25 protein-coding genes and 1 tRNA gene are annotated in these 25,238 nt (G+C 66.4%); 10 read left to right on the forward strand and 16 right to left on the reverse strand.

The features are described from left to right. Positions 1-15: 15 nt before the first annotated feature. Positions 16-1,416 carry a class II fumarate hydratase gene (locus L5G28_RS15595; protein WP_237002329.1) on the forward strand — a complete coding sequence of 467 codons (1,401 nt, stop codon included), beginning with the start codon at positions 16-18 and terminating at the stop codon, positions 1,414-1,416. Positions 1,417-1,437: 21 nt separating this feature from the next. On the opposite strand, the gene L5G28_RS15600 is transcribed toward L5G28_RS15595, so the two are convergent. From L5G28_RS15600 to L5G28_RS15620, 5 genes are all read right to left on the reverse strand, one after another. Beyond that, positions 1,438-2,565, reverse strand: coding sequence for an NAD(P)/FAD-dependent oxidoreductase (locus L5G28_RS15600; protein WP_237002330.1), 1,128 nt, complete (start codon positions 2,563-2,565; stop codon positions 1,438-1,440). A gap of 100 nt (positions 2,566-2,665) precedes the next feature. Continuing rightward, complete coding sequence (locus L5G28_RS15605) at positions 2,666-4,363, reverse strand: fumarate hydratase (RefSeq protein ID WP_237002331.1); 1,698 nt, start codon at positions 4,361-4,363, stop codon at positions 2,666-2,668. A gap of 65 nt (positions 4,364-4,428) precedes the next feature. Further along, a complete protein-coding gene (locus L5G28_RS15610) occupies positions 4,429-5,280 on the reverse strand; it encodes a patatin-like phospholipase family protein (protein WP_237002332.1) in 852 nt (283 codons plus the stop codon). A 13-nt stretch (positions 5,281-5,293) separates the two neighbouring features. Continuing rightward, positions 5,294-6,469, reverse strand: coding sequence for a MalY/PatB family protein (locus L5G28_RS15615; protein ID WP_237002585.1), 1,176 nt, complete (start codon positions 6,467-6,469; stop codon positions 5,294-5,296). Continuing rightward, positions 6,469-7,011, reverse strand: a complete 543-nt coding sequence (locus L5G28_RS15620; protein ID WP_237002333.1) for a DinB family protein — start codon at positions 7,009-7,011, stop codon at positions 6,469-6,471. The genes L5G28_RS15615 and L5G28_RS15620 overlap by 1 nt, the downstream gene beginning before the upstream one ends. Before the next feature lie 294 nt (positions 7,012-7,305). On the opposite strand from L5G28_RS15620, the gene L5G28_RS15625 reads away from it, so the two are divergent. The 4 genes from L5G28_RS15625 to L5G28_RS15640 are packed head-to-tail and all read left to right on the forward strand — an operon-like array spanning position 7,306 to position 8,717. Continuing rightward, the gene (locus L5G28_RS15625; protein ID WP_237002334.1) at positions 7,306-7,869 is read left to right on the forward strand and encodes a hypothetical protein; all 564 of its coding nucleotides are present in this window, start codon (positions 7,306-7,308) and stop codon (positions 7,867-7,869) included. A gap of 25 nt (positions 7,870-7,894) precedes the next feature. Beyond that, positions 7,895-8,053: a hypothetical protein gene (locus L5G28_RS15630; protein ID WP_237002603.1), complete on the forward strand. Its 159-nt coding sequence runs from the start codon at positions 7,895-7,897 to the stop codon at positions 8,051-8,053. After that, positions 8,053-8,406, forward strand: a complete 354-nt coding sequence (locus tag L5G28_RS15635; protein ID WP_236999694.1) for a DMT family transporter — start codon at positions 8,053-8,055, stop codon at positions 8,404-8,406. Before L5G28_RS15630 ends, L5G28_RS15635 begins: the two co-directional genes overlap by 1 nt. After that, the gene (locus L5G28_RS15640; protein WP_237002335.1) at positions 8,403-8,717 is read left to right on the forward strand and encodes a DMT family transporter; all 315 of its coding nucleotides are present in this window, start codon (positions 8,403-8,405) and stop codon (positions 8,715-8,717) included. Before L5G28_RS15635 ends, L5G28_RS15640 begins: the two co-directional genes overlap by 4 nt. 6 nt (positions 8,718-8,723) lie before the next feature. On the opposite strand, the gene L5G28_RS15645 is transcribed toward L5G28_RS15640, so the two are convergent. The 6 genes from L5G28_RS15645 to L5G28_RS15670 form a co-directional block, all read right to left on the reverse strand. Next, entirely contained in the window at positions 8,724-10,160 is a 1,437-nt protein-coding gene (locus L5G28_RS15645) for a cytochrome P450 (protein WP_237002336.1), read from the reverse strand. A 112-nt stretch (positions 10,161-10,272) separates the two neighbouring features. Next, positions 10,273-11,052 (reverse strand): oxygenase MpaB family protein, encoded by a 780-nt coding sequence (locus L5G28_RS15650; RefSeq protein ID WP_237002337.1) that lies wholly within the window; start codon positions 11,050-11,052, stop codon positions 10,273-10,275. Then, complete coding sequence (locus tag L5G28_RS15655; protein ID WP_237002586.1) at positions 11,049-11,822, reverse strand: oxygenase MpaB family protein; 774 nt, start codon at positions 11,820-11,822, stop codon at positions 11,049-11,051. The genes L5G28_RS15650 and L5G28_RS15655 overlap by 4 nt, the downstream gene beginning before the upstream one ends. 152 nt (positions 11,823-11,974) lie before the next feature. Then, positions 11,975-13,615 carry an MFS transporter gene (locus L5G28_RS15660; RefSeq protein WP_237002338.1) on the reverse strand — a complete coding sequence of 547 codons (1,641 nt, stop codon included), beginning with the start codon at positions 13,613-13,615 and terminating at the stop codon, positions 11,975-11,977. 102 nt (positions 13,616-13,717) lie between these two features. Next, entirely contained in the window at positions 13,718-15,241 is a 1,524-nt protein-coding gene (locus tag L5G28_RS15665; RefSeq protein ID WP_237002339.1) for an MDR family MFS transporter, read from the reverse strand. A gap of 117 nt (positions 15,242-15,358) precedes the next feature. Then, positions 15,359-15,985: a TetR/AcrR family transcriptional regulator gene (locus tag L5G28_RS15670; protein ID WP_237002340.1), complete on the reverse strand. Its 627-nt coding sequence runs from the start codon at positions 15,983-15,985 to the stop codon at positions 15,359-15,361. A gap of 103 nt (positions 15,986-16,088) precedes the next feature. Between L5G28_RS15670 and L5G28_RS15675 the strand changes: the two genes are divergently transcribed. Beyond that, positions 16,089-16,928: a mycofactocin-coupled SDR family oxidoreductase gene (locus L5G28_RS15675; RefSeq protein ID WP_237002341.1), complete on the forward strand. Its 840-nt coding sequence runs from the start codon at positions 16,089-16,091 to the stop codon at positions 16,926-16,928. Next, entirely contained in the window at positions 16,928-17,719 is a 792-nt protein-coding gene (locus tag L5G28_RS15680; protein WP_237002342.1) for an SDR family NAD(P)-dependent oxidoreductase, read from the forward strand. The genes L5G28_RS15675 and L5G28_RS15680 overlap by 1 nt, the downstream gene beginning before the upstream one ends. Positions 17,720-18,024: 305 nt before the next feature. Here the strand turns inward: L5G28_RS15680 and L5G28_RS15690 are convergent. Further along, positions 18,025-18,098: transfer RNA gene (locus L5G28_RS15690), tRNA-Leu, on the reverse strand. A 73-nt stretch (positions 18,099-18,171) separates the two neighbouring features. On the opposite strand from L5G28_RS15690, the gene L5G28_RS15695 reads away from it, so the two are divergent. Beyond that, positions 18,172-19,026, forward strand: coding sequence for a 3-hydroxyacyl-CoA dehydrogenase (locus L5G28_RS15695; RefSeq protein ID WP_236999705.1), 855 nt, complete (start codon positions 18,172-18,174; stop codon positions 19,024-19,026). 230 nt (positions 19,027-19,256) lie between these two features. Continuing rightward, entirely contained in the window at positions 19,257-19,967 is a 711-nt protein-coding gene (locus L5G28_RS15700; protein WP_237002343.1) for a DsbA family oxidoreductase, read from the forward strand. Between the two features lie 7 nt (positions 19,968-19,974). Here the strand turns inward: L5G28_RS15700 and L5G28_RS15705 are convergent, their stop codons facing one another. After that, positions 19,975-21,111 carry an Rv3169 family protein gene (locus L5G28_RS15705; RefSeq protein WP_237002344.1) on the reverse strand — a complete coding sequence of 379 codons (1,137 nt, stop codon included), beginning with the start codon at positions 21,109-21,111 and terminating at the stop codon, positions 19,975-19,977. Next, entirely contained in the window at positions 21,108-22,241 is a 1,134-nt protein-coding gene (locus L5G28_RS15710; RefSeq protein ID WP_237002345.1) for a phosphotransferase family protein, read from the reverse strand. Before L5G28_RS15710 ends, L5G28_RS15705 begins: the two co-directional genes overlap by 4 nt. A 216-nt stretch (positions 22,242-22,457) precedes the next feature. Between L5G28_RS15710 and L5G28_RS15715 the strand changes: the two genes are divergently transcribed. Beyond that, complete coding sequence (locus L5G28_RS15715; RefSeq protein ID WP_237002346.1) at positions 22,458-23,348, forward strand: Bax inhibitor-1/YccA family protein; 891 nt, start codon at positions 22,458-22,460, stop codon at positions 23,346-23,348. 112 nt (positions 23,349-23,460) lie between these two features. Here L5G28_RS15715 and L5G28_RS15720 read toward each other — a convergent pair whose 3' ends face one another. Further along, positions 23,461-24,468 (reverse strand): glycine betaine ABC transporter substrate-binding protein, encoded by a 1,008-nt coding sequence (locus L5G28_RS15720; RefSeq protein WP_237002347.1) that lies wholly within the window; start codon positions 24,466-24,468, stop codon positions 23,461-23,463. Then, entirely contained in the window at positions 24,465-25,178 is a 714-nt protein-coding gene (locus L5G28_RS15725) for an ABC transporter permease (protein ID WP_237002587.1), read from the reverse strand. The genes L5G28_RS15720 and L5G28_RS15725 overlap by 4 nt, the downstream gene beginning before the upstream one ends. Positions 25,179-25,238 lie beyond the last annotated feature (60 nt).

The raw sequence follows: 25,238 nt of genomic DNA on the forward strand, positions 1-25,238 counted from the left end.
AAGGTTGTACTGACCATGGCTGACCATGAGTACCGGATCGAACACGACACGATGGGCGAGGTGCGGGTTCCCGTGGCCGCGCTGTGGCGGGCGCAGACGCAGCGGGCCGTCGAGAACTTTCCGATCAGCTTCCGTCCGCTCGAGCGCACGCAGATCCGTGCGCTCGGCCTGCTGAAGGCGGCGACCGCGCTGGTCAACAAAGACCTCGGTCTGCTCGACGCGCAGAAGGCCGACGTGATCGCCGCAGCCGCCCGCGAGATCGCCGACGGCGCGCACGACGACCAGTTCCCGATCGACGTCTTCCAGACCGGGTCGGGTACCAGTTCGAACATGAACGCCAACGAGGTGATCGCGTCGGTCGCCGCGAAGGCAGGCGTCACCGTCCACCCGAACGACGACGTGAACATGTCGCAGAGTTCCAACGACACGTTCCCGACAGCGACGCACGTCGCGGCGACTGAGGCCGTGGTCCGTCAGTTGATCCCCGCATTGGGTCGGCTGCACGAGGCGCTCGCGGCGAAGTCCGGCGAGTGGGCGACGGTCGTGAAGTCGGGCCGCACGCACCTGATGGACGCGGTGCCGGTGACTCTCGGCCAGGAGTTCGGCGGTTACGCGCGGCAGGTCGAGGCGGGGGTCGAACGCCTGCAGTCGACGCTGCCGCGTGTCGGTGAGCTCCCGATCGGCGGCACCGCCGTCGGCACCGGGCTCAACGCACCGGAGGGGTTCGGTACGCAGGTCGTCGCGAAACTCGTCGAACTGACGGGGGTCGACGAGTTGAGCTTGGCGAAGGACAACTTCGAGGCGCAGGCCGCCCGCGACGGCCTCGTCGAACTGTCGGGCCAGTTGAAGACGATCGCCGTGTCGCTCACCAAGATCGCCAACGACGTCCGGTGGATGGGATCGGGGCCGTTGACCGGTCTCGGCGAGATCGCCCTCCCGGACCTGCAGCCGGGCAGCTCGATCATGCCGGGCAAGGTCAATCCGGTGCTGCCCGAAGCTGTCACACAGGTCGCGGCGCAGGTCATCGGCAACGACGCCGCCGTCACCTGGGGCGGCGGCAACGGTGCGTTCGAGCTCAACGTGTACATCCCGATGATGGCGCGCAACGTCCTCGAATCGGTGACCCTGCTGGCCAACGTGTCGCGGCTGTTCGCCGACCGATGCATCGACGGCTTGGTGGCGCACGAGGACCGGCTGCGGACACTCGCCGAATCGTCGCCGTCGATCGTGACGCCGCTCAACTCGGCGATCGGCTACGAGGAGGCCGCTGTCGTCGCGAAGCAGGCGTTGCGTGAGGGCACGACGATCCGTCAGACCGTCATCGACCGCGGTCTCGTCGGCGACGAGTTGTCGGAAGAGGAACTCGACAAGCGCCTCGACGTCCTCAAGATGGCCAACGTCGACCGCAAGCGGTAGCCGAGCGCGCCGCCGACCGGGTCAGAACCGGTCCGGCGCGAGCGCTGAGGCCTGCGCCCCGCGTGCGACGACGTCGTCCGGCAGCCCCTCTCCGCGGAAGACGGCTGCCCCGGACCGGGCCAGACCGTCCGCCATCTGGATGCCGTAGCCACCCTGGCCCGCGAACCAGAAGAAGCCCTCCACACCTGGGTCGAAGCCGACGACGGGGGAGCGGTCGGGTGCGAACGTGCGCAGGCCCGCCCACGACGAGCGGACGTGCCGGATGCGCAGATCGGTGACCTCGTTGATCGAGTCGATGGCGCGGGCGATCTCCAGGTCGCCGGGCCGGACGTCGTGCGGATGGCTCGGCGTCTCGTCGGCCGGCGAGCACAGCAGTCCGTTGGCTTCGGGTTTGATGTAGAAGGCGTCGTCGAGATCGTTGACGACCGGCAGGTTCGACGTCTCCAGCCCTTCGGGCGCGTCGACACCGAAGATTGTCCGGACCATCGGCCGTACGCCGATCGGGGCCGCGCCTGCGCACTCGGCGACGGTATCGGCCCACGCCCCCGCTGCGTCGACGACGACGGGCGCGCGCACGGTGCGGCCGTCGCCGAACGCCGCCGTCCACACCCCGTGTGCTCGATCGAGTGCGGTCACCGCCGCGTGTGTCCGGATCTCGCCGCCGCGCCGTCGGAGTCCGCGGACGTACCCCTGGTGCAGGGCGTGGACGTCGACGTCCATCGAGGCAGGGTCGATCAGCGCCGCCTCGATCGCCGCGCGCCTCAGATACGGCGCGAGGCCGACCGCGTCGTCCGCGGACAGCAGTTCGACGGCCGGAGCCTGTCGACGGACGTCGTCGTAGAACGCGGTCAGCGCATCACCGCGCCCCTCTCGGGCGAACACGAGGTAGGGGCGCGACGCGAGGATCGGGCCGTCGAAGTCGGCGGGCGGATCGGTGAGCTGTGCGCGGCTCGCACCGGTCAGCGCGCGCACCGACGCGTTGCCGAACGTCTCCAGATAGAGGGCGGCCGAACGCCCGGTCGTGTGGAAGGCGAGCGTGCCCTCCTGTTCGACGAGGCAGACCCGGCGATCGGCGGCCAACTCGTAGCCGATGGACACTCCGGCGATTCCGCCGCCGATCACGACGACGTCGAACTCTGTCGGGGTCACGCCGAAACCGCCTCTCGTGTGTACCGGTGCTGGCTCCAGGATAGGAGACGACGCCAGCGGTACGGCGTTTCTGGCAGGGTCGATGAGCAGAAGCGGCGCTCTACCGTTCCTTGGAACGCACCCGGATGCCGCTGATCGGGACGTTGACGGTGCCGGCCGGGTCGGTGAAGAAGTCGTTGCCCTTGTCGTCGACGACGATGAAGGCAGGGAAGTTCTCGACCTCGATCTTCCACACGGCTTCCATGCCGAGCTCCGGGTATTCGATGACTTCCTGGCTCTTGATGCAGTCGAGGGCCAGACGCGCGGCCGGACCGCCGATGGAGCCGAGGTAGAAGCCGCCGTGGGTGCCGCACGCGGTGGTGACCTGCTTCGACCGGTTGCCCTTGGCGAGCATGACCATCGAACCGCCCGCGGCCTGGAACTGCTCGACGTAGCTGTCCATCCGACCCGCGGTCGTCGGGCCGAACGAGCCGGACGCCATGCCTTCGGGTGTCTTCGCCGGTCCCGCGTAGTAGACGGGGTGGTTCTTCAAGTACTCGGGCATCGGTTCGCCCGCGTCGAGGCGTTCCTGGATCTTGGCGTGCGCGATGTCGCGAGCCACGACCAGCGGGCCGGTCAGCGACAGACGCGTCTTGACCGGGTGCTTCGACAGTTCCTGGAGGATCTCCGGCATCGGCCGATTGAGGTCGATGTCGACGACTTCGCCACCCTCGATGTCCTCGGCCACGCCTGCGTCCGGCATGTACTGGGCGGGGTCGGTCTCGAGCTGTTCGAGGAAGACGCCGTCGGCGGTGATCTTTCCGAGCGCCTGGCGGTCGGCCGAGCAGGAGACGGCGATCGCGACCGGCAGCGAGGCGCCGTGACGCGGCAGCCGAATGGCGCGGACGTCGTGGCAGAAGTACTTGCCGCCGAACTGTGCGCCGATGCCGAACGATTGGGTGAGCTTGAAGATCTCCTCTTCGAGCTCCGGGTCGCGGAAGCCGTGCCCCGACATGTCGCCCTCGGTCGGCAGATTGTCGAGGTAGTGCGCCGACGCCAGCTTGGCCGTCTTGAGTGCGAACTCCGCCGACGTGCCGCCGATGACGACCGCGAGGTGGTACGGCGGGCAGGCCGCGGTGCCGAGCGAGCGGATCTTCTCGTCGAGATAGTCGAGAAGTCGCTTGGGGTTGAGGATGGCCTTGGTCTCCTGGAACAGGAACGACTTGTTGGCCGAGCCGCCGCCCTTCGCCATGAACAGGAACTTGTATTCCGGTCCCTTAGGGCCCTGCTGCGTCGCATAGATCTCGACCTGTGCGGGCAGGTTGGTGCCGGTGTTGCGCTCCTCGTACACGGTGATGGGTGCGTTCTGCGAGTACCGCAGGTTGAGCTTGGTGTAGGCGTCGTACACGCCGCGCGAGACCCACTCACCGTCTTCCACACCGGTCAGGACGCCCTCACTCTTCTTGCCCATGACGATCGCGGTGCCGGTGTCCTGGCACATCGGGAGGACGCCGCCCGCCGAGATGTTGACGTTCTTCAGCAGGTCGAGGGCGACGAAGCGGTCGTTGCCGGACGCCTCCGGGTCGTCGATGATCTTGCGGAGTTGGCTCAGGTGCGCGGGCCGCAGATAGTGGCTGATGTCGTGCATGGCCTCGGACGTCAGCTTCGCGATCGCTTCCGGATCGACCTTCAGGAACTTCTGGCCGTCCACGTCGAACGTCGAGACGCCCTCGGCGGTGACCCGGCGATACGGGGTGTCGTCCTGGTCGGCCGGAAGGAGGTCGGAGTAGAGGAATTCGGGGGCTGCAGACTCACTCACGCACCGAATGGTAGCGATCGCGCACACATCGATGCAGGTAAGGATGACCTATGCTGGCGCGCGGCTCAGCTGACCGACATCTCGATGTGGTCGGCGGGGTGGTCGCGCCGACCGCCGTCGGTGTCGAGGAACGTCGACGCCGAGTCGTACGCCCGGGTCATCAACTCGTCGGCGTGGCCGAAGTCCAGGGCGCCGACGGTGACCGGGCTCGGCGGCGGGATGACGATCAGTTCGGCGTCGGCGGAGTACTCGCGGACGTCCCGGATCAGTCGCTTGTGGATCAACAGTGCGATCGTGTGCAGCAGCGTCTCGGCGACGGTCGTCGGCGGTTCGACATCGCCGGACGGGTACCCGCACGGCAACACGTAGATGCGGTCCACCGCGGCGTCGATCGCATCGGAGATCGGCGCGTTGTCGGCGATCCCGCCGTCGACGAGCTTGCGGCCGTTCCAGTCGACCGGGGGCAGCAGTCCGGGGATCGCGGAGCTGGCGAGAATCGCCTCGGTGGCCGGGCCCGCGGTGATGCCGACCTCATTGCCCGACAGCAGATCGGTGGCCACCACGCGGAGCGGGATGAGCGCGTCCGCGACATCGTGAAACGTCAGATGGCGGTCCAACAGCGATCGCAGCCCGTGGTCGCCGACGAGGGCGGGCCGGTGGCCGGTCAACGCGCCGATGATGCGAATCGGGTTCGGCGGGAACAGCTTCCACGCCGATAGTGGACGCCAGACGTCGGCGAGCTCGTCGACGGTGGTCGCCGTTACGCCGCGGCCGGCGAGGAACCCTGCGTTGAACGCGCCCACCGACGCACCGATCAGCACGTCCGGGGTCGTTCCGCGCTCGACCAGCGCCCGCAGCATGCCGACCTGCAACGCGCCGAGATTCGCTCCTCCCGCCAGCACGAACGCCGTCGTCATGGCAGTACCCGAGTCATGGCAGTACCCGACCCATTCGCGTGACTGCCTCGGTCAGGATCGCCTGCGACGTCGCGAAGTTGAGGCGCACGTGCCCGCCGCCGCCCGGGCCGAATGCGTGGCCGGAACTGAGCGCGACCTGACTCTGATCGAGGAACGCCCGGGCCGGGCCTGCCACGTCGGCGACGGCGCCGGGCGTCGCGTCGTCGCCGAATCCGAGCGGTCGACAGTCGAGCCACGCCAGATACGTGCCGCCCGGCGGCGTGTAGCCGACCGTTGGAAGGTGTTCGGCCAGCAGGCGACCCACGAGTTTGCGGTTGGCGGCGAGACCGGCGAGGAGGGCGTCGAGCCACGGCTCGCCGTCGGTGTAGGCGGCGGTGTGCGCGAGCACTCCGAAGTGGCTCGGACCGTGGCTGACCTCTTCGGGCATGCGGCGCAGATCGTCGGCGCCCGCGGTGCCTGCGATTGCCAGCGCGGCCTTCACACCGGGGAGGTTCCACGCCTTCGACGCCGACGTGACGACGAACGCGTCCTCTGTGCCGTCGACTGACAGGTACGGCGTGAAGGTGGCTCCCGGGAGGACGAGCGGAGCATGGATCTCGTCGACGATCACCCGTACCCCGTACTCGCGAGCCAGCGCCGCGACGGCGACCAACTCGTCGACGGTGTGCACGGCTCCGGTCGGATTGTGCGGGTTGGCCAGCAGGAACGCTGCTGGAGCGGTGTCGCGGAACGCCGCCTCCAACGCCGCGACATCGATCCGTCCGTCGGTACCCAGCGGCGCTCCGACCACCCGCCGGTCGGCGTGCTCGGTGAACGCGAAGAACGGGGGATAGACGGGTGTGTTGACGACGACGGAGCTCCCGGGCTCGGTCACGAGCTTGAGGACCTCGACGATCCCGAGCATCACATCGGGCACGATCTGCGCGGAGTCGACGTCCACGCCGTCCCACCCCCATCGTCGTCGCGCGAACCCGGCGAGTGTCTCCGCGTAGGCGCGTGCGCCGGATGGATACCCGGTGTCGCCGAGCTCGAGCGCCTGCCGCAACACCGCGGCCACCGGTTCGGCGGGCAGCACATCCATCTCGGCGACCCACAGCGGAAGCACGTCCGGCGGGTACGTCCGCCACTTCAAGCTGGTGCGGCGGCGCAACGCATCGACCGACAGCTGTTCGAGCGGGTTGTCGACGATCATTCCGCGCGCTCCGGTGTCGCGGGGAGCCCGACGTCCACCCGGTGGTGTTCGAGGTCGTGCAGCGCGTACGCCGCGAGCGACCACACGGTGAACGCGGCGCCGTTGCCGCGGAGGCCTTCGCGCTCCCACTCGTCGTCGGCGACGGCGCGGTAGGCGGTAGCGAACGCGGCGGCGTTCGCTTCGAGCCGATCGGCGACGACGCCCGGATCCTGCTCGCCGTACCGCCCGTCGGCGGCCGCCTCGTCCTGATCCCAGTTCGCGAAGGTCGCGGGTGTCACGGTGAGCATCAATTCGAGCCGTTCGCGCATCACGGTGTGCACGTCGCGGACGTGGCAGCCGTACTCCAGCGGCGACCACGTGTGGTCGTTCGGACGATGGTCGGCGTCTGCACGCGCCAGCACTCCTCGCCATCCGTCGGACGATTCGGCGATCCGATCCGCGATCTGCGTGCGGTGGACGCCGCCCGGATCGAATCCGCAGAAGCCGCAGCGGCGGGTCGTGACCCAGGTCCAATCCTTGTCGTCAGGCGTGATCGGCATGGTCACAAGCGTAGTCCGACGCCCCGAGGCGGATACCCGATTGCGCGCGTGGCGATCGTGCGCGCCAGTACTCCGTTCGAATGACATCCGGTCACCTCTGGCACGTCCGCCCCGATAGTCCAGTTGTCGGGTAGGCACGTCGGGCGAGCACAGGAGTTCGGATGCCACCGCGTACACGATGCCCGATGGTGTCACACAGGTGATGAAAGTCAGCTTCGAATACTCGGTGGGCACGTGGCGGCCTACCGCGGTGCGTCCGGCTATTGCGCAGCACGACACGATGAAGGAGAACAAATGAACCACCACAGGATCACGATCACAGCGGCCGCCGTACTCGTCGCGGTCGGTTCAGTCGTCACCGCGACCGGCTGTGCGACCGACGAGATCGATCACGCGTCGACGTCGACGGCGCACTCTCCACAGATGTCCCCGCCGACATCGCGAACGGCGTCCACCGCATCGGCCTCGCCCACCGCAGCGGCCTCGCCCACCGCAGCGGTTTCAACCACCGCATCGGGGCCGCGTCTCGACACGGGTGCCGGGGAGTCCCCGGCGCCGACGACTGTGCAGGCCGAACCGGAAGCGTGTTCGTCGGTGTCGGCAGCGACATTCGCGACGATCGCCGCGAACTCGTCCGTGGGCGACCGGTTGGTCTCGCCCATCGTGTTCAGGCGCGTCGACTGCGTCGGGACGACGGCCGTCGGACACACCGCCGTCGACGGCGTGCACCAACCCACCGGCGTCCTGTTCCTCTACAGCGCCGGCCAGTGGACCGCAGCCGGAGTCGGGAGCGCGATGGACTGCGTCGCCCTCGGCGCCCGGCCCAACGACGCCGCGCAGTTGGAGGGCTGTTCGTGACGCATGGGTACGTACGCTCGGACGCGTGGACATCCCCGCCGCATTGAACTCCCAGCGTCGCCTCGGCGACGCGGTCCTCAAGATCGGCTTCGACGGGTCGCCGGAGACGCGGCAGGAACACCTCGCGCTCCAGCATCGGGCTGGCGACGGTGCCGTGCAGATGCTGGCGCGGGGACGGGCGTGATGAACGCCCGGCTGCTCCTCGTCGCCGCGATCGTCGCCGAAGTGATCGGCACCCTCGCACTCCGCGCCACCATCGACCATCGCGCGTGGATCGCCGTCGTGATCGTCGGATACGTCGCGGCGTTCACTCTGCTCGGGCTGACCCTGCGCTCCGGGATGTCCATCAGCGCCGCCTACGGGATCTGGGGCGCGAGCGGTGTCTCCCTCGTCGCACTTCTCGGCATGATCGTCTTCGGTGAGACGCTCAGCCCGAGTGCACTGGTCGGGATCGCACTGATCGTCGTCGGGGTCGTGCTCATCGAGACCGACCCCAGACGGGCCGAACCGGGCAGCGTGCAGGACGTGAACGTATGACGTGGGTCTGGCTCCTCCTCGCAATCCTCGCCGAAGTGGCTGGCACGCTGTGCCTGCGCGCCGCCGACGGCCTGCGACGACGCCTGTGGCTGATACCGGTCGTCGTCGGCTACCTCGCAGCCTTCACCTTCCTCGCGATGTCGCTCGCCGAAGGCATGCCCATCGGTGTCGCGTACGGGCTGTGGACGGCCACCGGCATCGTGCTGGTCGCGCTGTCGGCGCGCGTCATCTGGCGGGACGCCATCACGCCGCGCATGCTGGTCGGCATGGCCGTCATCATCGTCGGCGTGATGCTGGTCGAGATGGGGTAGGGGCGCCTAGCGGCGCCGGAAGTCGATGGGGAGACCGTCGGCGGGGGTGGGGCCGGTCCCGTACTCGAGGCTTAGTTCGTAATCGTCGGGCACTGACCACTCGAAGTTGAGGAGGAGCTGGTGCATGATCGACTTCACCTCCATTCCGCCGAAGTACAGGCCGATGCACTTGTGGGCTCCACCGCCGAACGGGCTCCACGCGAACCGATGGACCTTGTCTTCGCGGCGTTCCGGTGAGAATCGATCCGGGTCGAACTTCGTCGGCTCGGGCCACCACTCCTCCCGGAGCATCGTCGCCCACGGGTGGATCGCGACCAGCGTGCCGGACGGGATGTAGTGGCCGAGGATCTCGGTGTCCTCGATCGCCTTGCGGAACAACATGCCGACCGGTGCGTTCAGGCGCAGCGTCTCCTTGAACGCCAAGTCCAGGCTCGGCAGAGCGTCCTGGTCGTCGTAGTCGAGCGTCGGCTTACCCAACGCGAGTGACTCGTCCCGCAACCGCTGCTGCCATTGCGGGTCACGGCCCAGGAAATAGGTGAGCATCGACAGCGCGATGGTGCTCGTGTCATGGGCCGCCATCATCACGAAGATCATGTGGTTGACGACGTCCTCGTCGCTGAACGTGTTGCCTTCGTCGTCCTCGCTGTGGCACAACACCGTGAACAGGTCGTCGGCGTCGCCTGCGCGACGAGCCGCGATCTCGGAACGGAAGTACTCTTGCAGCCGTTCCCGTCCGCGCAGCCCCCGCGCCCACGTGAAGTTTCCGACGTCGCGCCGGAGCATGGCCTGCCCGCCGCGGACCGCGGCCTCGAAGGCCTGCTCCAGTTCGTGGTTCTCGTCGCGGGACAGCGACGAGCCGACGAACACCTCCGATGCGAGCGACAGCAACAACTCCTTCGTCTTGGCGTACATCGGGAAACCGTCGCCCACCTGCCATTGTGCGAGCGACTTCTCGATGTGCGGTGTCATCAGATCGAGATAGCCTTCGAGCCGCGGTTTGGCGAAGGCCTGCTGCATGATCCGACGGTGATGCATGTGCTCGCCGAAGTCCATCAGCATGATTCCGCGTCGGAAGAACGGTCCGATCATCACCTCCCAGCCCTGTTCGCTGGAGAACGCCTTCTCCCGATTCATCCACGCGGCTTCGACGGCGTCCGGTCCGACGAGCGTCACCAGGTTCATGCCGAGCACACCGGACCACGACACCGGACCGTACTTCTCGAACCGTTTCATCGTGTTGGCGAGCGGGTCGGCCAACGCTTCGATCGTGGTGCCGATGACCGGAAATCCCGCGCTTCCCATCACCGGCTTCAAACCGGACCCGGCGGGCGGCTCGGCGAGCGGCGCATCGGGACTCGGATACAGGCTCGTGGCCTTGGCCAGGACGCGCTGCAGCGTCTTGGTGGCCGTCGTCGTCAACTCCGCCGTCGATGGAACCGACATCGCTCTGTCCCCGCAATCGTCTGGTAGTCGTGAGTCGTGTCACTCCGACACTTGGAACGTAACTAAAGTTATGTACCAAGTCCAGTGATTCGCCGAATCCGGTCGGGCGCGCTCAACTCCGTGCTCGGGCCGCCAGGACGGACGGCACGACCTGGTCGGGGAAGATGTTCCGCGTCGGCGAGAGCTGGTCGATCGCCCGCAGCCGCGTCGCGTACCAGGTCAACGCTCGACGGTCCGAGTCCGACGGCTCGATGCCCAGATATGTGCACGCCACCGGATGCTGGATCGCGCGGACCGCGGCCGCAGGCAACTTCTTGAAGTACCAGTCGTCCGGGCGCAGCAGTTGCTCTCGATACCAGTCGTATCCGGGATTCGGGTCGAGTTGTGTCGCGAGCGCCTCGTCGAAGTACTCGTAGAACTCGCCGACCGTCGCGGGCATTAGACGATCGGAGATCCCGTAGCGCCGATACCACTCGCACGTCTCTCGATACAGCTGTTCGCGGCCGTCGTCGTCGAGCCCGTCGAAGAAGAACTCGACACACGCGAACAGCGCGTCGACGTAGGTGGCGTGCTCGAAGAAGAAGATCGCCGGATTGAGCGCGTGATAACGCGTCCCGTCGGGCGTCTGACTGCGGAAATGGTCGTGGGCGTAGCGGATCAGGCGGACCTCGTCGAAGTCCGATTCGTACGCTGCGCGGATGATGCACGGCGCCGTCCGCCTCTTGTGCACGAACACTCGCTGGCGGACGAGCGAGAACTCGTGTGTCGCCGACGCGATCGCCGGATGCAGCATCTGCAACGAGACTGCTCGACAGATCGACATGACGAACCGCCGATCTCCGAGGTAGCGCCAGATCAGGGAGTCGGCGTCGAGTGCGACGTGAGTCCTCACATCAACGGGCGGCCGAAGCGGTTCCGCCTGCGGGTGTCCCACAGCAGGATCTTGAACGACAGCTGGGACAGCCACAGCGGTTTGCGCCGCTCTTTGCGGACCTGCGTGGCGATGTAACTGTCGAACCAGCGCTGGTCGTCGGTGGACCACTCGACACGTAGGGCGTCGCGGAACTCCTGCGGGAGGTAGCCGATCGTGCGGCGGTATTTGACCGGGCCGAACTTGCGTTGGACGAACTCGCTCGCATATCCGAAGTTCGCGATGTCGAGGAGGAAGTCGCGTACCTCGTCGCTGATGTCGATCTTTGCGACCTGCTCGTTCCAGTACGCGTCGAACGCGGCACGGTCGGTCGGCCACATCTCGGCGGGCATCTGCAAGGTGGTGCCGCACACCTTGCCCTGCTGATAGAACTGCTCGCGCAGGTCGCCCGTCAGCGGGCCGCGGGCGCGTTCGTAGATGTCCTCCCAGCCGAAGTACAGGCACGCGGCCACCCACAACTGCAGGTCGGCGTGCATCGCGTTGTACTCGACGGGGCTGTCGTCGGTGGACCGCACCTGCGCGTGCTGGCGATTGACGGCTTTGCGGTAGCGACGACGGTCGTCGGCGTTCCCGAACACCGCGACGGCCAGGTACGAGGCCGTCGTCCGTGCACGCTTGACCGGATGCGTGTCGAGTCGACCGTTCTCGACGGTGCTGTGCGCGACACCGTAGCCGACGGCCGGGTTGGCCAACTGCATGATGACGTTCGCTGTCGACATGGTGCTGCCCATCGACAGCAGCGATCTGCCGAAGACGCTCGCGTCGAGCGCATCGAGCTCTTCTCGGCTCGACTTCTTCGGTTTCGCGCCGTCGATCTGCTGTTCCGGTGAGGTCACGACACTCCTAATCTGAATACGATTGTGTTCAGATTAGCGCATGGTGCTCATTCCGTCGACGTCGCGCCCGCCCCTTCGGGGATCTCACGCCGCTGATAGCCGGGGAGTCGGGACGCCGGAATGATCGCAGTCGCGCTGATGCCAGCCAGAATCAACAGACCGTATTTCAACGTCTTCAGGCGGGCGTCCTCGTTGACTTCGACCGCGGCGTCGATCTGCCGATCGGTCGCATCGGTCTCGGTGGCGAGCAACTCGCGCAGGCTGTCGTTGCCGACGAAGTTGACGTTGTCCAGGTTCACCTGGGAGACGAGTTCGTCCGGCAGCTCCGGATGCTCGGCGACCGACGTCGCGACAGCGAAACCGAGCAGCGAGACGAGGAGTGCGCCGATCGTCGCCGTGCCGACCGCCGACGCCAGGTTCTGGGCGGTGCCGCGGATGGAACCGACGTCGCCCGCCCGCTCCTTCGGGGCCGACGTGACCAGAACGTTGAACACGAGCGTGACGAGGGCGCCCTGGCCGATGCCGAAGACGACGAGGCCGAGGATCGTCGAGAACGTCTGCCAGTCGTTCGTGACCACGAACGCCAGCCAGACGAGTGCCACCGTCGTCAAAATGAACGAGGCGGTGCCGATGGCGCGCGGGCTGTACCTCTTGTAAACGCGGACGACGAGCATCGCGGTCACGAACACGGTCAGGTTGAACGGGATCATCGCCAACGACGTGTCGAACGGACTGCGACCCTGGACGATCTGAATGTACAGCGGCACAGTGAAGTTCAATGCCGCTTCCATCGCGACGATGATGAACATCGCGTACACCGCCGCGCGTTCACGCGAGCTGCCGAGGACCGACAGGTCGACCAGCGGCACGCGTCCGCTGCGCCGCCTTCGTCTGGTCCACGTGACGAACGCCTGCCCCAGGATCAGGCCGACGATGATGAAGACAGGAGCAGGGGAGACGCCGACCAGGTCGAACGGTGCGTTGTCGTCGGCGAAGAAGACGCCCCAGGCATTGAGGTTGTTGAAGCCGAGCGTCAACAGCACGATCGCGGCGCCGATCAGGACGGCGGCCACGACGTCGATGTCGATGGTGCGATCGCCGTTGTCGGGGCGGAGGGTGAAGCTCAACGCGAACACGATCACCGCGAGTGCGAGGACGATCATGAACACCGGGCGCCACCCGACGAGGGACCCGAGCGCGCCGCCGAGGAAGAAGGCCGACATGCCGGAGATCGCGCGCGCCGAACCCAGCGACCCGACCGCGCTCGCCTGCTGGTCGCCCTTGTAGTTCTCGGCGATCAACGCGACGAGAGCAGGCACGATGATCGCCGCGGACGCGCCGGCCAGCGCCTGACCGGCGATCACCCACGCCACCGACGGTGACACGATCATCAACACCGACGATGCCGCGAACGTGAAGGTGACGGCCCGGAAGATCTTCACCCAGCCGACACGTTGACCGAGCTTGCCGCCCAACATGACGAGCGCGGCGACCGCCAGGCCGTACGCGACGATCGTCGTACTGACGACTGTCGGGGCGACGCCGAAGTCGTCCACCATGCCGCCGATGGAGACCGGCAGCGCCGCCACGTTGAACGACATCAACACCTGGCCGAAGAAGAAGCAGACCATGGGAAGCCACGACGCGCGTTCGGGTACTTCCGCTCGATGGTCGTCAGCGGTGGTCATCGGTTGGCTCCGTTCTACTCTGCGGAAGTACTAGCACGTATGCGGTATTCACTCGGCACAGAAGCCGGTTTCGGGCCGAATACGTGCTAGTACTTCTGGCGGTCAGTGCGTCGACGCCGGCTCCGCAGCCTCGACAGCCTCCTCGGCGCTCTTGGGGCGCCGGACGAGGAGGGAGAGGACGACGGCGAGGATCGCGAAGCCCGCACCCCAGTAGAACGCCTGGTGGATGCCGTTCGCCTGGGCCAGGACCGGTTCGACGCCGTCGTTGATCTCCGCCGTCATCGACCGGGTCATCACCGTGATGAACAGCGCGGTGCCCGCGGCTCCGGCGAGCTGCTGCAAGGTGTTCTGGATGGCGCTCGCATGCGAGTACATCAGCGGCGGCACCGAGCCGAGCGCCGACGTCATGAGCGGCGTCATCATCGAACCGAGTCCGAGACTCAACAGCACGTGGATGCCGACGACCTTCCACTCCTGGTTGGTGAAGATCCAGAACTCCGACGTCGCCGGTTCGGCGTTGAGTGTCGTCAGCAGGATCAGCGCGACAGTCACGAGGATCGCGCCTGGCGTCACCAGCGGTCGAGGCCCGACCTTGTCGTAGAGCGCGCCGACGAACGGCGCGATCAGACCCATCACGAGGCCGCCGGGCAGCAGGACCAGGCCGGTCTCCATGGTGCTGGCGTGCCACACGTTCTGCATGAACAACGGCAGCAACATGATCGCGCCGAACAGCGCGGCCATCGCGACGAGCAGGATGATGATGCCGACGGTGAAGGTCCGGGTCTTGAACGGGCGGAGATCCAGGAGCGCGGACTCGCTGGCCTGCAGGCTGATCTGCCGCCACACGAAGAGGGCGAGCCCGACGACGCCGATGACGATCGGCACCCACGGCGGCATCGGGGTGTCGCCGGTCGCGGCTTCGCCGATGCCGTTGAGTCCGTAGATCAGACCGGCGAATGCGATGACCGACAGGAGGACGGACGCGACGTCGAACGGCGCCTTGCGCGGGGTGGTGATGTTGCGGACCAGGACGACGCCGAGGATCAGTGCGATCGCGGCGATCGGCAGCATGAAGTAGAACATCCACCGCCAGTCGAGGTGATCGAGGATCGCGCCGGAGATCGTCGGCCCTGTCGCGGGGGCGACGGCGATGACGATCGAGATGAAGCCCATGACGGTGCCGCGTCGTTGTTCGGGAATGAACGTGAGGACGGTCGTGATCATCAACGGGATCATCACCGCGGTGCCGGAGGCCTGGATGACGCGGCCGATCACGAGGATGCCGAAGCCTGGCGCGACGGCGGCCAGCAATGTGCCCGCGGTGAACAGCGACATCGCGGTTATGAACACGGCGCGCGTCGAGAAGCGTTGTAGCAGGAAGCCTGTGGTCGGAATGACGACGGCCATCGTCAACATGAACGCGGTGGTCAGCCACTGCGCGGTGCTGGCGGTGATGTTCAGATCGACCATCAGCACGGGAATCGCGACGCTCATGATCGTCTCGTTGAGGATCATCACGAACGTCGCGACCAACAGCAGTCCGATGACGAGCTTGACCGAGGCGGGCGGTGGCGCGTCGGGTGTTTCGGGGGTGGCCGCTTCAGGTGTGCGGTCGTCGACACTCACGACGTGTCCTTTCACAGAGATGTGCGTGGAGGTGAATCAGCGAACGTGACAAAATGCTCTTAAGCAGAGTCCTCGGTTCGGACTACACGTGTCAACTGATTTCGCTGGGTGCGGCGGTCATGTTCGGGCCTGGAGCATTGCGCACGCCATCTCCTCCACCTCGGATTCGAATGTTTCCGGCTCGGGTGCGCTATCGCCTTCCCGGTCGCGCTCCCACGCCGCGTACGCATTGATCACGAAGCGCACCACTAGCCCGACCCGTCGTCGGGCGTCGGCCTCGGGGAGGTCGACGGCCAGTGTAATCCGGTGCAGAAGCGTGGACAGACCGTTGAGCGAGTCGTCGAGCGGGTAGTACTCGGCGCTGTCGCCGTCGGACCGCGGGCCACCGAGCACGTCGAGTGGCACCGACGCCAGCCACTGCTCGTTGAAGCGTGCCCAGTAGCTGGGATGTCGGGTGACTTCGGTGGTCAGCGGGCGCACGTAGGCGTGCACCAGCTGCTTCATGTCGGGTTCGTCGATCGCCGCGACCAGCGCCGCTCGTTCGGCGTTCATCTGCGGCGAGTGTCGTGCCCAGATCGCGTCGAGCAGTCCGTGCCACGATCCGAAGTGGTAGCTGATCGCCGAACTGTTGCGGTGGCCGGCGTCTTTGACCACCTCCCGCGCCGACACTCCGTAGATGCCGCGCGCGGCGATGAGCCTCTCGGCGGAGTCCAGCAGAGCGGATCTCCCTGTTGACAGCGACATGGATCACACATTACTAATGGATTCATCCAGCCGATTAATGCATATTTATTAGCCCGTGCTGGCGGTTCGATCAGCCCGATTCTGATGAGGAGTTTTGATTTTCATGGCAGATGAGTTCAAGGGGCAGGTCGTTCTGATCACCGGCGGGGCACGGGGCCAGGGCCGGGCGCACGCGGTGGCGTTCGCTGAGCGCGGCGCGGACATCGTGCTGTGCGACCGGTGTGCGGATTCGCCTGCGGTGGCGTACCCGTTGGCCACCGAGGCCGATCTCGCGGAGACGGTCCGATTGGTGGAGGCCACTGGCCGCAAATGCATTTCGGCAGTGTTCAACACCACCGACCGGGCGGCGCTGAACGAGCTGGTCGCACGCGCAGAATCCGAGTTGGGTCGCATCGACATCGCGGTCGCGAATGCGGGCGTCTCGGTCGCTGCTCCGGTCCAGTACATGACGGATGAACAGTGGTCGGAGGTCATCGGCTCCAACCTGACTGGTGTCTTCAACACGGTCGCGGCGGTGTCGCCGGGGATGATCAAGCGCGGGTACGGCCGCATCGTCACCATCTCGTCGATGCTCGGTCGCGCGGGCAACACGAACATGGTCGGCTACTCGGCGTCCAAGTGGGGTGTCATCGGCCTCACCAAGAGCGCCGCGCTCGACCTCGCCGACCATGGCATCACGGTCAACGCCATTGCGCCGGGCAACATCTCGACTCCGATGGTGCACAACGACGCGCTGTATTCGATGATGCGCCCGGACCTCGAGAATCCCGGCCGCGAGGACGTCGCTCCGATCTTCGAGTCGCTGCATGCGCAACCGGTGCCGTGGCTGGAGCCGGAGGAGATCACGCGCGTGGTGCTGTTCCTGGCCGATCGGGCCAGTTCGCACATCAGCGGCATCGTCGTTCCGGTCGACGCGGGTAATGCCGGCCGGGTCACGGGCTGATGGGCGCAAGGCTCGAGGGACGCGTCGCGGTGGTCACCGGTGCTGGTATGGGCATCGGTGAGGGCATTGCGACGGCGTTCGCACGTGAGGGCGCGTCGGTGCTCGTCGCCGAGATCGACGAGGCCGCAGGCGAATCCGCTGCGGCGTCGTTGCGTGCTGACTGGGGTGTCCAGGCGGAGTTCATCCGCACTGACGTCACCGACAAAGCGCAGGTGCTCGCAATGGTGGACCGTGCCGTGACTCGGTTCGGGCGGCTCGACGTCTTGGTCAACAATGCGTGGCGCTCATCGGGTTACGCGCGTCTGGAGAAGATGACCGACGAGCAGCTGCGTGGCGGGTTCGACATGGCCGTGATGGCTGCCTTCTGGGCGATGCAGGCGGCCTTGCCCGAGCTCGAGAAGCACGGGTGCGGGCGGGTCATCAACCTGTGTTCGCTGAACGGTGTCAACGCGCACATGTACTCGGTGCAGTACAACGCGGCTAAGGAAGCGCTGCGCACCCTGACGCGTACTGCGGCGCGCGAATGGGCGCCGAAACAGGTGTGCTGCAATGTGATCGCACCCGGAGCTCAGAGTGCGGCCTACCGCCGGGTGGCCGAAGGCAATCCGGCGATGGCTGCGACCATGGCGTCGGCGAACCCGATGGGGCGCATCGGCGATCCGCTCGACGACATCGGTCCGGTCGCAGTGTTCCTCGCCTCCGACGACAGCCGCTACCTGACCGGCAACACGCTGTTCGTCGACGGCGGAGCCCACATCAACGGCGTCCAGTGGGCGCCGGAGGTCGACTAGCGCTAGCCGGCGCTAGCCGGGACTGTGATGCGGTCGCGTGCGGAGGTGCCAACGGCCAGCTGGAGCGCTGTGCGGTGTGGCTTCTCCCGCATGCCTGACGATCAGGTCGTCGCGGTCGTGGCCGAGGCTCGTGGCGCGTTGTTCGGACCTGTCGAGATCCTGGCGGGCGCGACGTCCGTGCCGTGCGTCGTGCGCCGGCGAGGATCAGCGCGAGCCCGAACATTGCGATGGCCCCGAGCGCTACTCCGTAGAGAAACAGTGTCCCGGTGGAACCGCTCACGTGGTACCCGAAGACGGAGAAGCTGTGCCCCCAGTCGGGCTCGAACCGACACTGTGCGGATTTTAAGTCCGCTGCCTCTGCCAATTGGGCTATGGGGGCGCGAAAGCAAGCATGCCAGGTGTGCCGAATGCGTAGATTGGGGTCCACCTGTTGAGCTATTAAGGAGTTCAGTATGACCGACATCAAAAAGGTAGTGGTCCTCGGGACCGGTGTGCTCGGTTCGCAGATCGCGTTTCAGACGGCCTACAGCGGCTTCCATGTCACGGCCTACGACATCAACGATACGGTCATCGCCGCAGCCAAAGAGCGGTTCGCAGGTCTGGTCGAGACGTACAAGAACGAGGTCGCGGGCGCGGCGGACGGCAAAGCCGAAGCGGCGCTGGGCAACCTGAGCTACGCCACCGATCTCGCGGACGCCACGGCCGATGCCGATCTCGTCATCGAGGCTGTGCCGGAGGTCCTTGACCTCAAGCGCAGCATCTACACGACGCTCGGCCAGGTGGCGCCGGCCAAAACGATCTTCGCCACCAACTCGTCGACGCTGCTGCCGAGCGACATGGCCGAAGCGACCGGCCGTCCCGACCGTTTCCTGGCCCTCCACTTCGCCAACCGGGTCTGGTCGTCGAACACCGCAGAGGTGATGGGGACCGCTCAGACGTCGTCCGACATATTCGATACCGTCGTCGAGTTCGCCTCCGAGATCGGCATGGTTCCCATTCCGATCCACAAAGAGAAGGCGGGCTACGTCCTCAATTCGCTGCTCGTCCCGTTCCTCAACGCCGCCCTCGACCTCGCCGCGGGCGACTATGCGGCTCCTGCCGACGTCGACAAGACATGGCGAATCGGTACCGGCTCGCCACTCGGCCCCTTCCAGATCTACGACATCGTCGGCCTGAACACCCCGTACAACATCCTCGTCAACGGCGGTCCGCACGAAAAGGAACTCGCCGCGTGGCTCAAAAGCAACTACATCGATGAGGGCAAGCTCGGCGTCGCCGCGGGCGAAGGCTTTTACAAATACGGCTGAGCCACTGCGACCAGCGGTAAGAACACCTCGTCGACGATGGCCTCCAGCGTCTCGGCGGACCGGTCGGGACCGCGATGGTCGCCGTGGTCATCACCGCCCTATGAGAACTTCGGCACTTGTTTTCGGCCTGACGCCGAAAATAAGTGCCGAAGTCCTCGTAGGTTCGGAACAACGGCGGAGCACCCGGTGTTGGATACCTCTGACAGCCCGCCCATCGGAGGAACGCCATCATGCAGGTCGAGATCTGGACCGACGTCAACTGCCCGTTCTGTTACCTCGGGAAGAAGCGGTTCAACGACGCGCTCGGCCAGTTCGAGCACGCCGATTCCGTTCAGGTGACGCATCGCTCGTTCGAACTCGACCCGACGGTGCCCGCCGGGACGTCGGGCAGCGTCGTCGAACACCTAGCGCACAAGTACGGGCGGACCCTCGAACAGGCCGCCGACGGCGAGCGTCAGCTCGGCGCCGCCGCGCACGACGCGGGCCTGGCATACGTGACGACGGGCCGCGACTACGGCAACTCGTTCGACATGCACCGGCTCCTGCACTGGGCGAGCACCCTCGGCCGCCAAGAGGAGATGCTCGACGCGCTGTACCTCGCGAACTTCGCGGATGAAGCCGCCCTGTTCGGCAGCGACGAGCGGCTCATCGGAGTCGCCGTCGACGCCGGATTTGACGAGGCGGCAGTCGCCGACGTGGTCGCCGACAAGGCGCGTTACGCCGACGACGTCCGCCGCGACGAGGCACAAGCCGAAGAGTTCGGCGTGCAAGGCGTCCCGTTCTATGTCTTCGACCGCAAGTACGCGGTGTCCGGCGCCCAACCCGTCGAGACATTCGCGCAGGTCTTGACCCAGGCGTGGGGCGACCGGCCCGCCGCGCCTCAACTGTTGAACACCGACGGCGACGCCTGCGGACCGGACGGGTGTGCGGTGCCGCAGTAGAACACGACTATGGGGCGGTCGCCAGGTAGTCGGCGAAGCCGTACTGGTCGTGGGGGCCGATGACGGCGAACTCGAAGAGGCCGTCGCCGGTGAACACATCGCCGCCGACTGTGCAGGTGAACGTCGAATAGTGGTCGACCGGGCAGAACATCTTCATCGTCGGATCGAGTTCGGAGATCTTGTTCCGCAGCGCCTCGACCTTCTCGTCGCCCTGCCACATACCGTGCCGCCAGTCCTGTTCCAGTCCGTAGCCGGTGCCGAAACCGATGTAGTTGGCGACCTGCGGCTCACACTCCACCCGCGTGATGGTGCCGTCGGGCTTCACGAAGCGCAGCGTCGCGCGGGCGGGTTCGCGTGTGCCCGAAACGAACTCGATCTCGTGCTCCACCCGGCCCAACCATTCTGGCTCGCGCGCGGGGTCGTTCCACACGCGTTTAGCGTCGCCCATGATCCGTTCGCCCGTCCGCAACTCCTGGACCACCACGACGATCGCGAACTCGTCGAACCGCATAACCGCATAGATCCAGAAGAACGACGACGCACCGCTGTCGGCGGCTCGACGTCCCGGCGGCTCCGCCTCGCCGACGGGACGCACGCCCCATGATCGGTCGCGGTTGCCGCACCAGGTGTCCGGCTGTACGTCGAAATCGACGTCGTCGACGGTCAACGCGCCCGTCCAGGCGCCGCTCTGGACGAACCGCATCGTGTCGAACGTGACCCGCTCCAACTGTCGCTGGAAATGTCTCGGCTCCAGCACCGCGGGCCCCGCGGCGTCGAAGACCAGGTCGAACGAGACATCGCCGTGCCCCGGCTCCAACGAGATTCGCAGCCGTTGCAGTCCTGCCAGGACCTGTACTTTCAACGGTCCGATCGACAGGTCGTTCCGATTGTCGCCCAATGCCTTCGACGCACGCACGACGATGTGGTCGTCCCCGCGTCGGACCACCGCGAAGCCGTCCACCACGCCGAGGTTCGGGTAGACGCCCAGCCCGACGATCAACCAGGGGTCCGGGTCGTCGCCGCGCATATCTCCGTGGCAGTTGAAGTAGTAGCGGTCGTAGAAGTTACGGTCCGACGTCCCGACGTGCCGGATGACCTCCGCCACCTGGTGGATCGGATAGTCGTCCATCTCGGAGAGCGTCATGACGCACCTCGCTCGGCGACCGACGACCAATATGTTCCCGCCATCATCGCTTCGACACTCGCGCGGTGCATGATCATGTCGTCGGGATCGGCGGGCTCCTCGGCCTGGCCGAAGTGGATTGCGCGACATTGGATTCGGTACATGACGACGGCGTGGATCAACGCCGCGTACAGAGTGTAGAAGTCGAGGCCGGCGGGTGGGTGGCCGGTCTGCCGCTCGTACTCCGCGGCCACGTCGTCGCGCGTCAGGAAGTCGGGCAGGCCCGCCATGCCGGCGAGTTCGGTGATGTCCTGGAAGAAGCGGTGGATGAAGATCATCCATGCGACGTCGAGTTCGCGCGGGCCGAGCGTTGCCATCTCCCAGTCGAGGACGGCCACCGGCGTGAAGTCGCGGTACATGATGTTGCCGATACGGGCATCACCCCAGCACAACACCGGCTTCGACGGCTCGGGCATGTGCTCGTCGACCCACGCGAACCCGCGCTCGATCAACGGCGCACCCGCGCGCCCCTCGGACGCCCAGCGATAGAACTCGCGCAGTCTGCGGACATGCGCGCGCAACGGATCTTCACCCGGCTCGACGACGGGGACGCCGACGCTCGGCAGGGGAGCGGCGTGAATCTTCGCGAGTACCCCGACCGACTCGGTCATCAGCCGTCGCTGTTGCTCGGGCGTCCCCTCAGACACCCACGACCCGAACGTGTATGGCATCACGTCCGGCGGAACGTCGCCGTCGACGCGACTCATCACGAAGAACGGTGCGCCCAACGGCGCCGGGTCGGGTTCGGACCACCACAGTCGCGGCACCGGTACGTCGGTGTGCTCGGCGACGTGGCGGATCAGCCGGTACTGACCGTCCAAGTCGTAGGACCCGAACACCGGATCGCTGTCGGGCATCGGGGCGACACGGGCGACGAGGTCGTGGTCGGCGCCGTCGACTCGCGCGGAGACGAGGAGCGTCTCGCTCGACATCCCGTTGGCTGACGGAATGTCGACCGCGGTGACCTGCGCGCCCGGTCCTTCGTGAGACTTGAGCCACGTGTCTAAGCGTTCGCGGAGCCAGTTCGGGTCACGGCGCGACTCGCTCGGTCGCGCGACCTGGGCTCCGTCGTCTTCTGTGATTGGGGACACAATGGGATTGGAACACGTTTCAGTGCGCAGTGGGGCGGATGGTGACGATCCGGCACTAGACGTCCGACGGGTCCGACGACCTGCTGGGCGGTTTGTGACGGGCTCGGTCAAGAACCGGTAAAGTAGGGAACACAGCGGGTCCGACGTTCGTTCAACCATCGAGTCAGTCGTTCGCAGACACATTTGATGCGCACCGTAACCGTCTAAGGAGCACACGTGCGAGAGAGCAGTAACCCGATCATGCGAGGCGTGGTCCGAGACAATAAGAAGGACGCGGCCGGCTACGCGACCTTCGGCACCGGCATGGCCGGCGTGGGCCAGGCTTCGGCGATGCAGGGCCAGCAGCAGTACGTGGACCAGTACACGCAGCCGGGCTACGCGCCGTCGACCACCACGCGCACCCTGACCATCGACGACGTCGTCACCAAGACCGCGATGACGGTGGCCACGGTCATCGCCTTCGCGGCGGCGACCTACTTCATCATCAGCGGGCGCGAGACCGTCGACGACCAGATGGCGCTCGCCGCGCCGATCATGGGTGTCGGCGCGATCGCCGGCCTCGTCCTCGTCCTGGTCGCGACCTTCGGCCGCAAGCAGGACAACCCGGCGATCGTGTTGGCGTACGCCGCATTCGAAGGTCTGTTCGTCGGCGCCATCTCGTTCGTCTTCGGCAACCTGATGGTTTCCGACATCTCGGCGGGCGCCCTCATCGGCCAGGCCGTGCTCGGCACGATGGGTGTCTTCGTCGGCATGCTCGTCGTCTACAAGGTCGGCGCGATCCGCGTGACCCCGCGCTTCACCCGCATGCTGACCGCAGGCATCTTCGGCGTTCTCGCCTTGGTGATCGGCAACTTCGTGATCGCCATGTTCACCGGCGGCGACGGCCTGGGCATCCGCTCGGGTGGGCCCATCGCGATCATCTTCTCGCTGGTCTGCATCGCGCTGGCCGCGTTCTCGTTCCTCATCGACTTCGACTCCGCCGATCAGCTGATCCGCGCGGGCGCGCCGTCGAAGGCAGCGTGGGGCGTCGCCCTCGGCCTCACCGTCACCCTGGTGTGGCTGTACGTCGAGATCCTGCGCCTGCTGAGCTACCTCAACAGCGACTAGCCGTCGACCAGTCACAGTCGACCAGTCACAACGGCCCGGCCCCCACGGAAAACCGTGGGGGCCGGGCCTTTTTCTCACCCATGTGCTCATCCCATGTGCTCCACCCGACGGGTCAGTTCGGGACGATCAACTTCTCACTGACCAGCCAGTCGAAAGCGACGTCGGCCGGGTCTTCGCCTTCGATGTCGACGCGTCCGTTGAGGTCCCGCATCACATCGTCGTTCAGCTTCGACGACACCGTCTCCATGAGTTCCGCGATCTGCGGATTCTCGTCGAGCACAGGTTTGCGGACCACGACGCTGCCGCTGTACGGCAGGAAGTACTTGCGGTCGTCGTCGAGCACCTTGAGGTCGAGGTTCGGTATCCGGCCGTCGGTGGAGAACACCATGCCGAAGTTGCACGGCGACCCCTTGGCGGTGGCCGTGTAGATGACGCCGGAGTCCATCCGGGTCACGTTCGACTGAGGAACACCGTCAGCGGTGTCGAACGGGATGCCGTACGCCTCCAGCATGGGCAGGAAGCCGTCGGACCGACTGAAGAACTCGTCGTCGATGCAGAAGGTGCGCTGGTCAACGGGCAACGCCGCCACGTCCGACAACGTTGTGACACCGAGACGGTTCGCCGTCTCCTGCGACGCGGCGAAGGCGTACGTGTTGTTGAGCGATGACGGCGGCAGCCAGATGAGGTCGTTCTCGGCTGCCTCGATATCCCGCACCTTGTTCCACAGTTCGGTGGGGTCACTGATGGGGTCGGTGCGCTCGTGATACACGACCCAACCGGTGCCGGTGTACTCCCACTGCAGGTCGGTCTCGCCGCGGAGTTGAGCTTGCCTGGACGACGCGGCGCCGGGAGCGCCGGTCATGTCCTTGATGTCGGCGCCGGCCGCAGCCAGGTAGGTGGCTGCGATCTTTCCGAGCACCACCTGCTCGGTGAAGGCCTTGGAGGTGACGGTGATCGCCGCGCCGTCCAACGGCTTGTCGCCGTCGGGGAGATGTGCGGAGCGCAGCGTCCCGGACGAACTGATGAGACCGCAACCGGCCAGCGCGACTGCCAGGAGCACGGCGACGAGCACGACGGGGACAACAGTGGCGGGGCCACCTCGTCGGAGTAGGCGGCTCATCGCATTCCCTTCGGAGTGGCGAAGTATTCGACCAACCGGCCGATCCAGTCGACAGCGAGCGCGAGCAGTGCGACGAGCACGGCTCCCGCGATCAGGACTTTGGGCAGAAACACGGTGATGCCGGTGGTGATCAGCGTCCCGAGGCTGGTCGCGCCGATGAACGTGCTCAGCGTGGCGGTACCGACGAGGATGACCAGCGCCGTCCGCACACCGTTGAGGATCACCGGGACGGCCAACGGCAACTCCACCTGGAACAGCGTGCGGCGGGCCGAGTACCCGATGCCGCGCGACGCCTCGATGACGTGCTGGTCCACTTGGCGCAGGCCCGCGATGGTGTTCTGCAGAATCGGCAGCACCGCGTAGACGATCAGGCCGAGTACCGCGGTGCGAAAGCCTGTGCCGAGCGCGAAGGTGAGCAGGACCAGCAGGCCGACCGCGGGCGCGGCCTGGCCGATGTTGCCCAAGCCGACGGCGATCGGCGCGAATCGTGTCATCGACGGCCGGGTCAGCAGGATGCCGAGTGGAATGGCGATCGCGAGCACGACGACGGCGGCCGTCGCGGTGAGCTTGATGTGGGCGATGATCGTGTCGACCAACACCGACGAGTTGAGCTGTGCCGACTCGTTCGCAGTGAAGTCGGTGAGCGCATGCCACATGATGAAGCCGACGCCGACGACGACGATGACGAGCGGCTCGAGCCAGACGTCCATCGGGAGGCGACGCGACGACGCCCAGAGCGACGCCGCCCGTGTCGGCGCTGAACCCGGTGC

The organism is Gordonia liuliyuniae (assembly GCF_021739025.1).
GTDB lineage: Bacteria > Actinomycetota > Actinomycetes > Mycobacteriales > Mycobacteriaceae > Gordonia > Gordonia liuliyuniae.

Coding starts and splice junctions, on each gene's coding strand:
- L5G28_RS15595 (WP_237002329.1), top strand. CDS start 16: ATGGCTGACCATGAGTACCGGATCGAACACGACACGATGGGCGAGGTG.
- L5G28_RS15610 (WP_237002332.1), bottom strand. CDS start 5,280: ATGACGACGGCGTTCGTGCTGGCGGGAGGAGCGAATCTCGGCGCGTTG.
- L5G28_RS15620 (WP_237002333.1), bottom strand. CDS start 7,011: ATGCCGATCACGCCTGACGACAAGGATTGGACCTGGGTCACGACCCGC.
- L5G28_RS15625 (WP_237002334.1), top strand. CDS start 7,306: ATGAACCACCACAGGATCACGATCACAGCGGCCGCCGTACTCGTCGCG.
- L5G28_RS15635 (WP_236999694.1), top strand. CDS start 8,053: ATGAACGCCCGGCTGCTCCTCGTCGCCGCGATCGTCGCCGAAGTGATC.
- L5G28_RS15640 (WP_237002335.1), top strand. CDS start 8,403: ATGACGTGGGTCTGGCTCCTCCTCGCAATCCTCGCCGAAGTGGCTGGC.
- L5G28_RS15645 (WP_237002336.1), bottom strand. CDS start 10,160: ATGTCGGTTCCATCGACGGCGGAGTTGACGACGACGGCCACCAAGACG.
- L5G28_RS15655 (WP_237002586.1), bottom strand. CDS start 11,822: ATGGGCAGCACCATGTCGACAGCGAACGTCATCATGCAGTTGGCCAAC.
- L5G28_RS15660 (WP_237002338.1), bottom strand. CDS start 13,615: ATGACCACCGCTGACGACCATCGAGCGGAAGTACCCGAACGCGCGTCG.
- L5G28_RS15670 (WP_237002340.1), bottom strand. CDS start 15,985: ATGTCGCTGTCAACAGGGAGATCCGCTCTGCTGGACTCCGCCGAGAGG.
- L5G28_RS15675 (WP_237002341.1), top strand. CDS start 16,089: ATGGCAGATGAGTTCAAGGGGCAGGTCGTTCTGATCACCGGCGGGGCA.
- L5G28_RS15680 (WP_237002342.1), top strand. CDS start 16,928: ATGGGCGCAAGGCTCGAGGGACGCGTCGCGGTGGTCACCGGTGCTGGT.
- L5G28_RS15695 (WP_236999705.1), top strand. CDS start 18,172: ATGACCGACATCAAAAAGGTAGTGGTCCTCGGGACCGGTGTGCTCGGT.
- L5G28_RS15700 (WP_237002343.1), top strand. CDS start 19,257: ATGCAGGTCGAGATCTGGACCGACGTCAACTGCCCGTTCTGTTACCTC.
- L5G28_RS15705 (WP_237002344.1), bottom strand. CDS start 21,111: ATGACGCTCTCCGAGATGGACGACTATCCGATCCACCAGGTGGCGGAG.
- L5G28_RS15720 (WP_237002347.1), bottom strand. CDS start 24,468: ATGAGCCGCCTACTCCGACGAGGTGGCCCCGCCACTGTTGTCCCCGTC.
- L5G28_RS15725 (WP_237002587.1), bottom strand. CDS start 25,178: ATGGACGTCTGGCTCGAGCCGCTCGTCATCGTCGTCGTCGGCGTCGGC.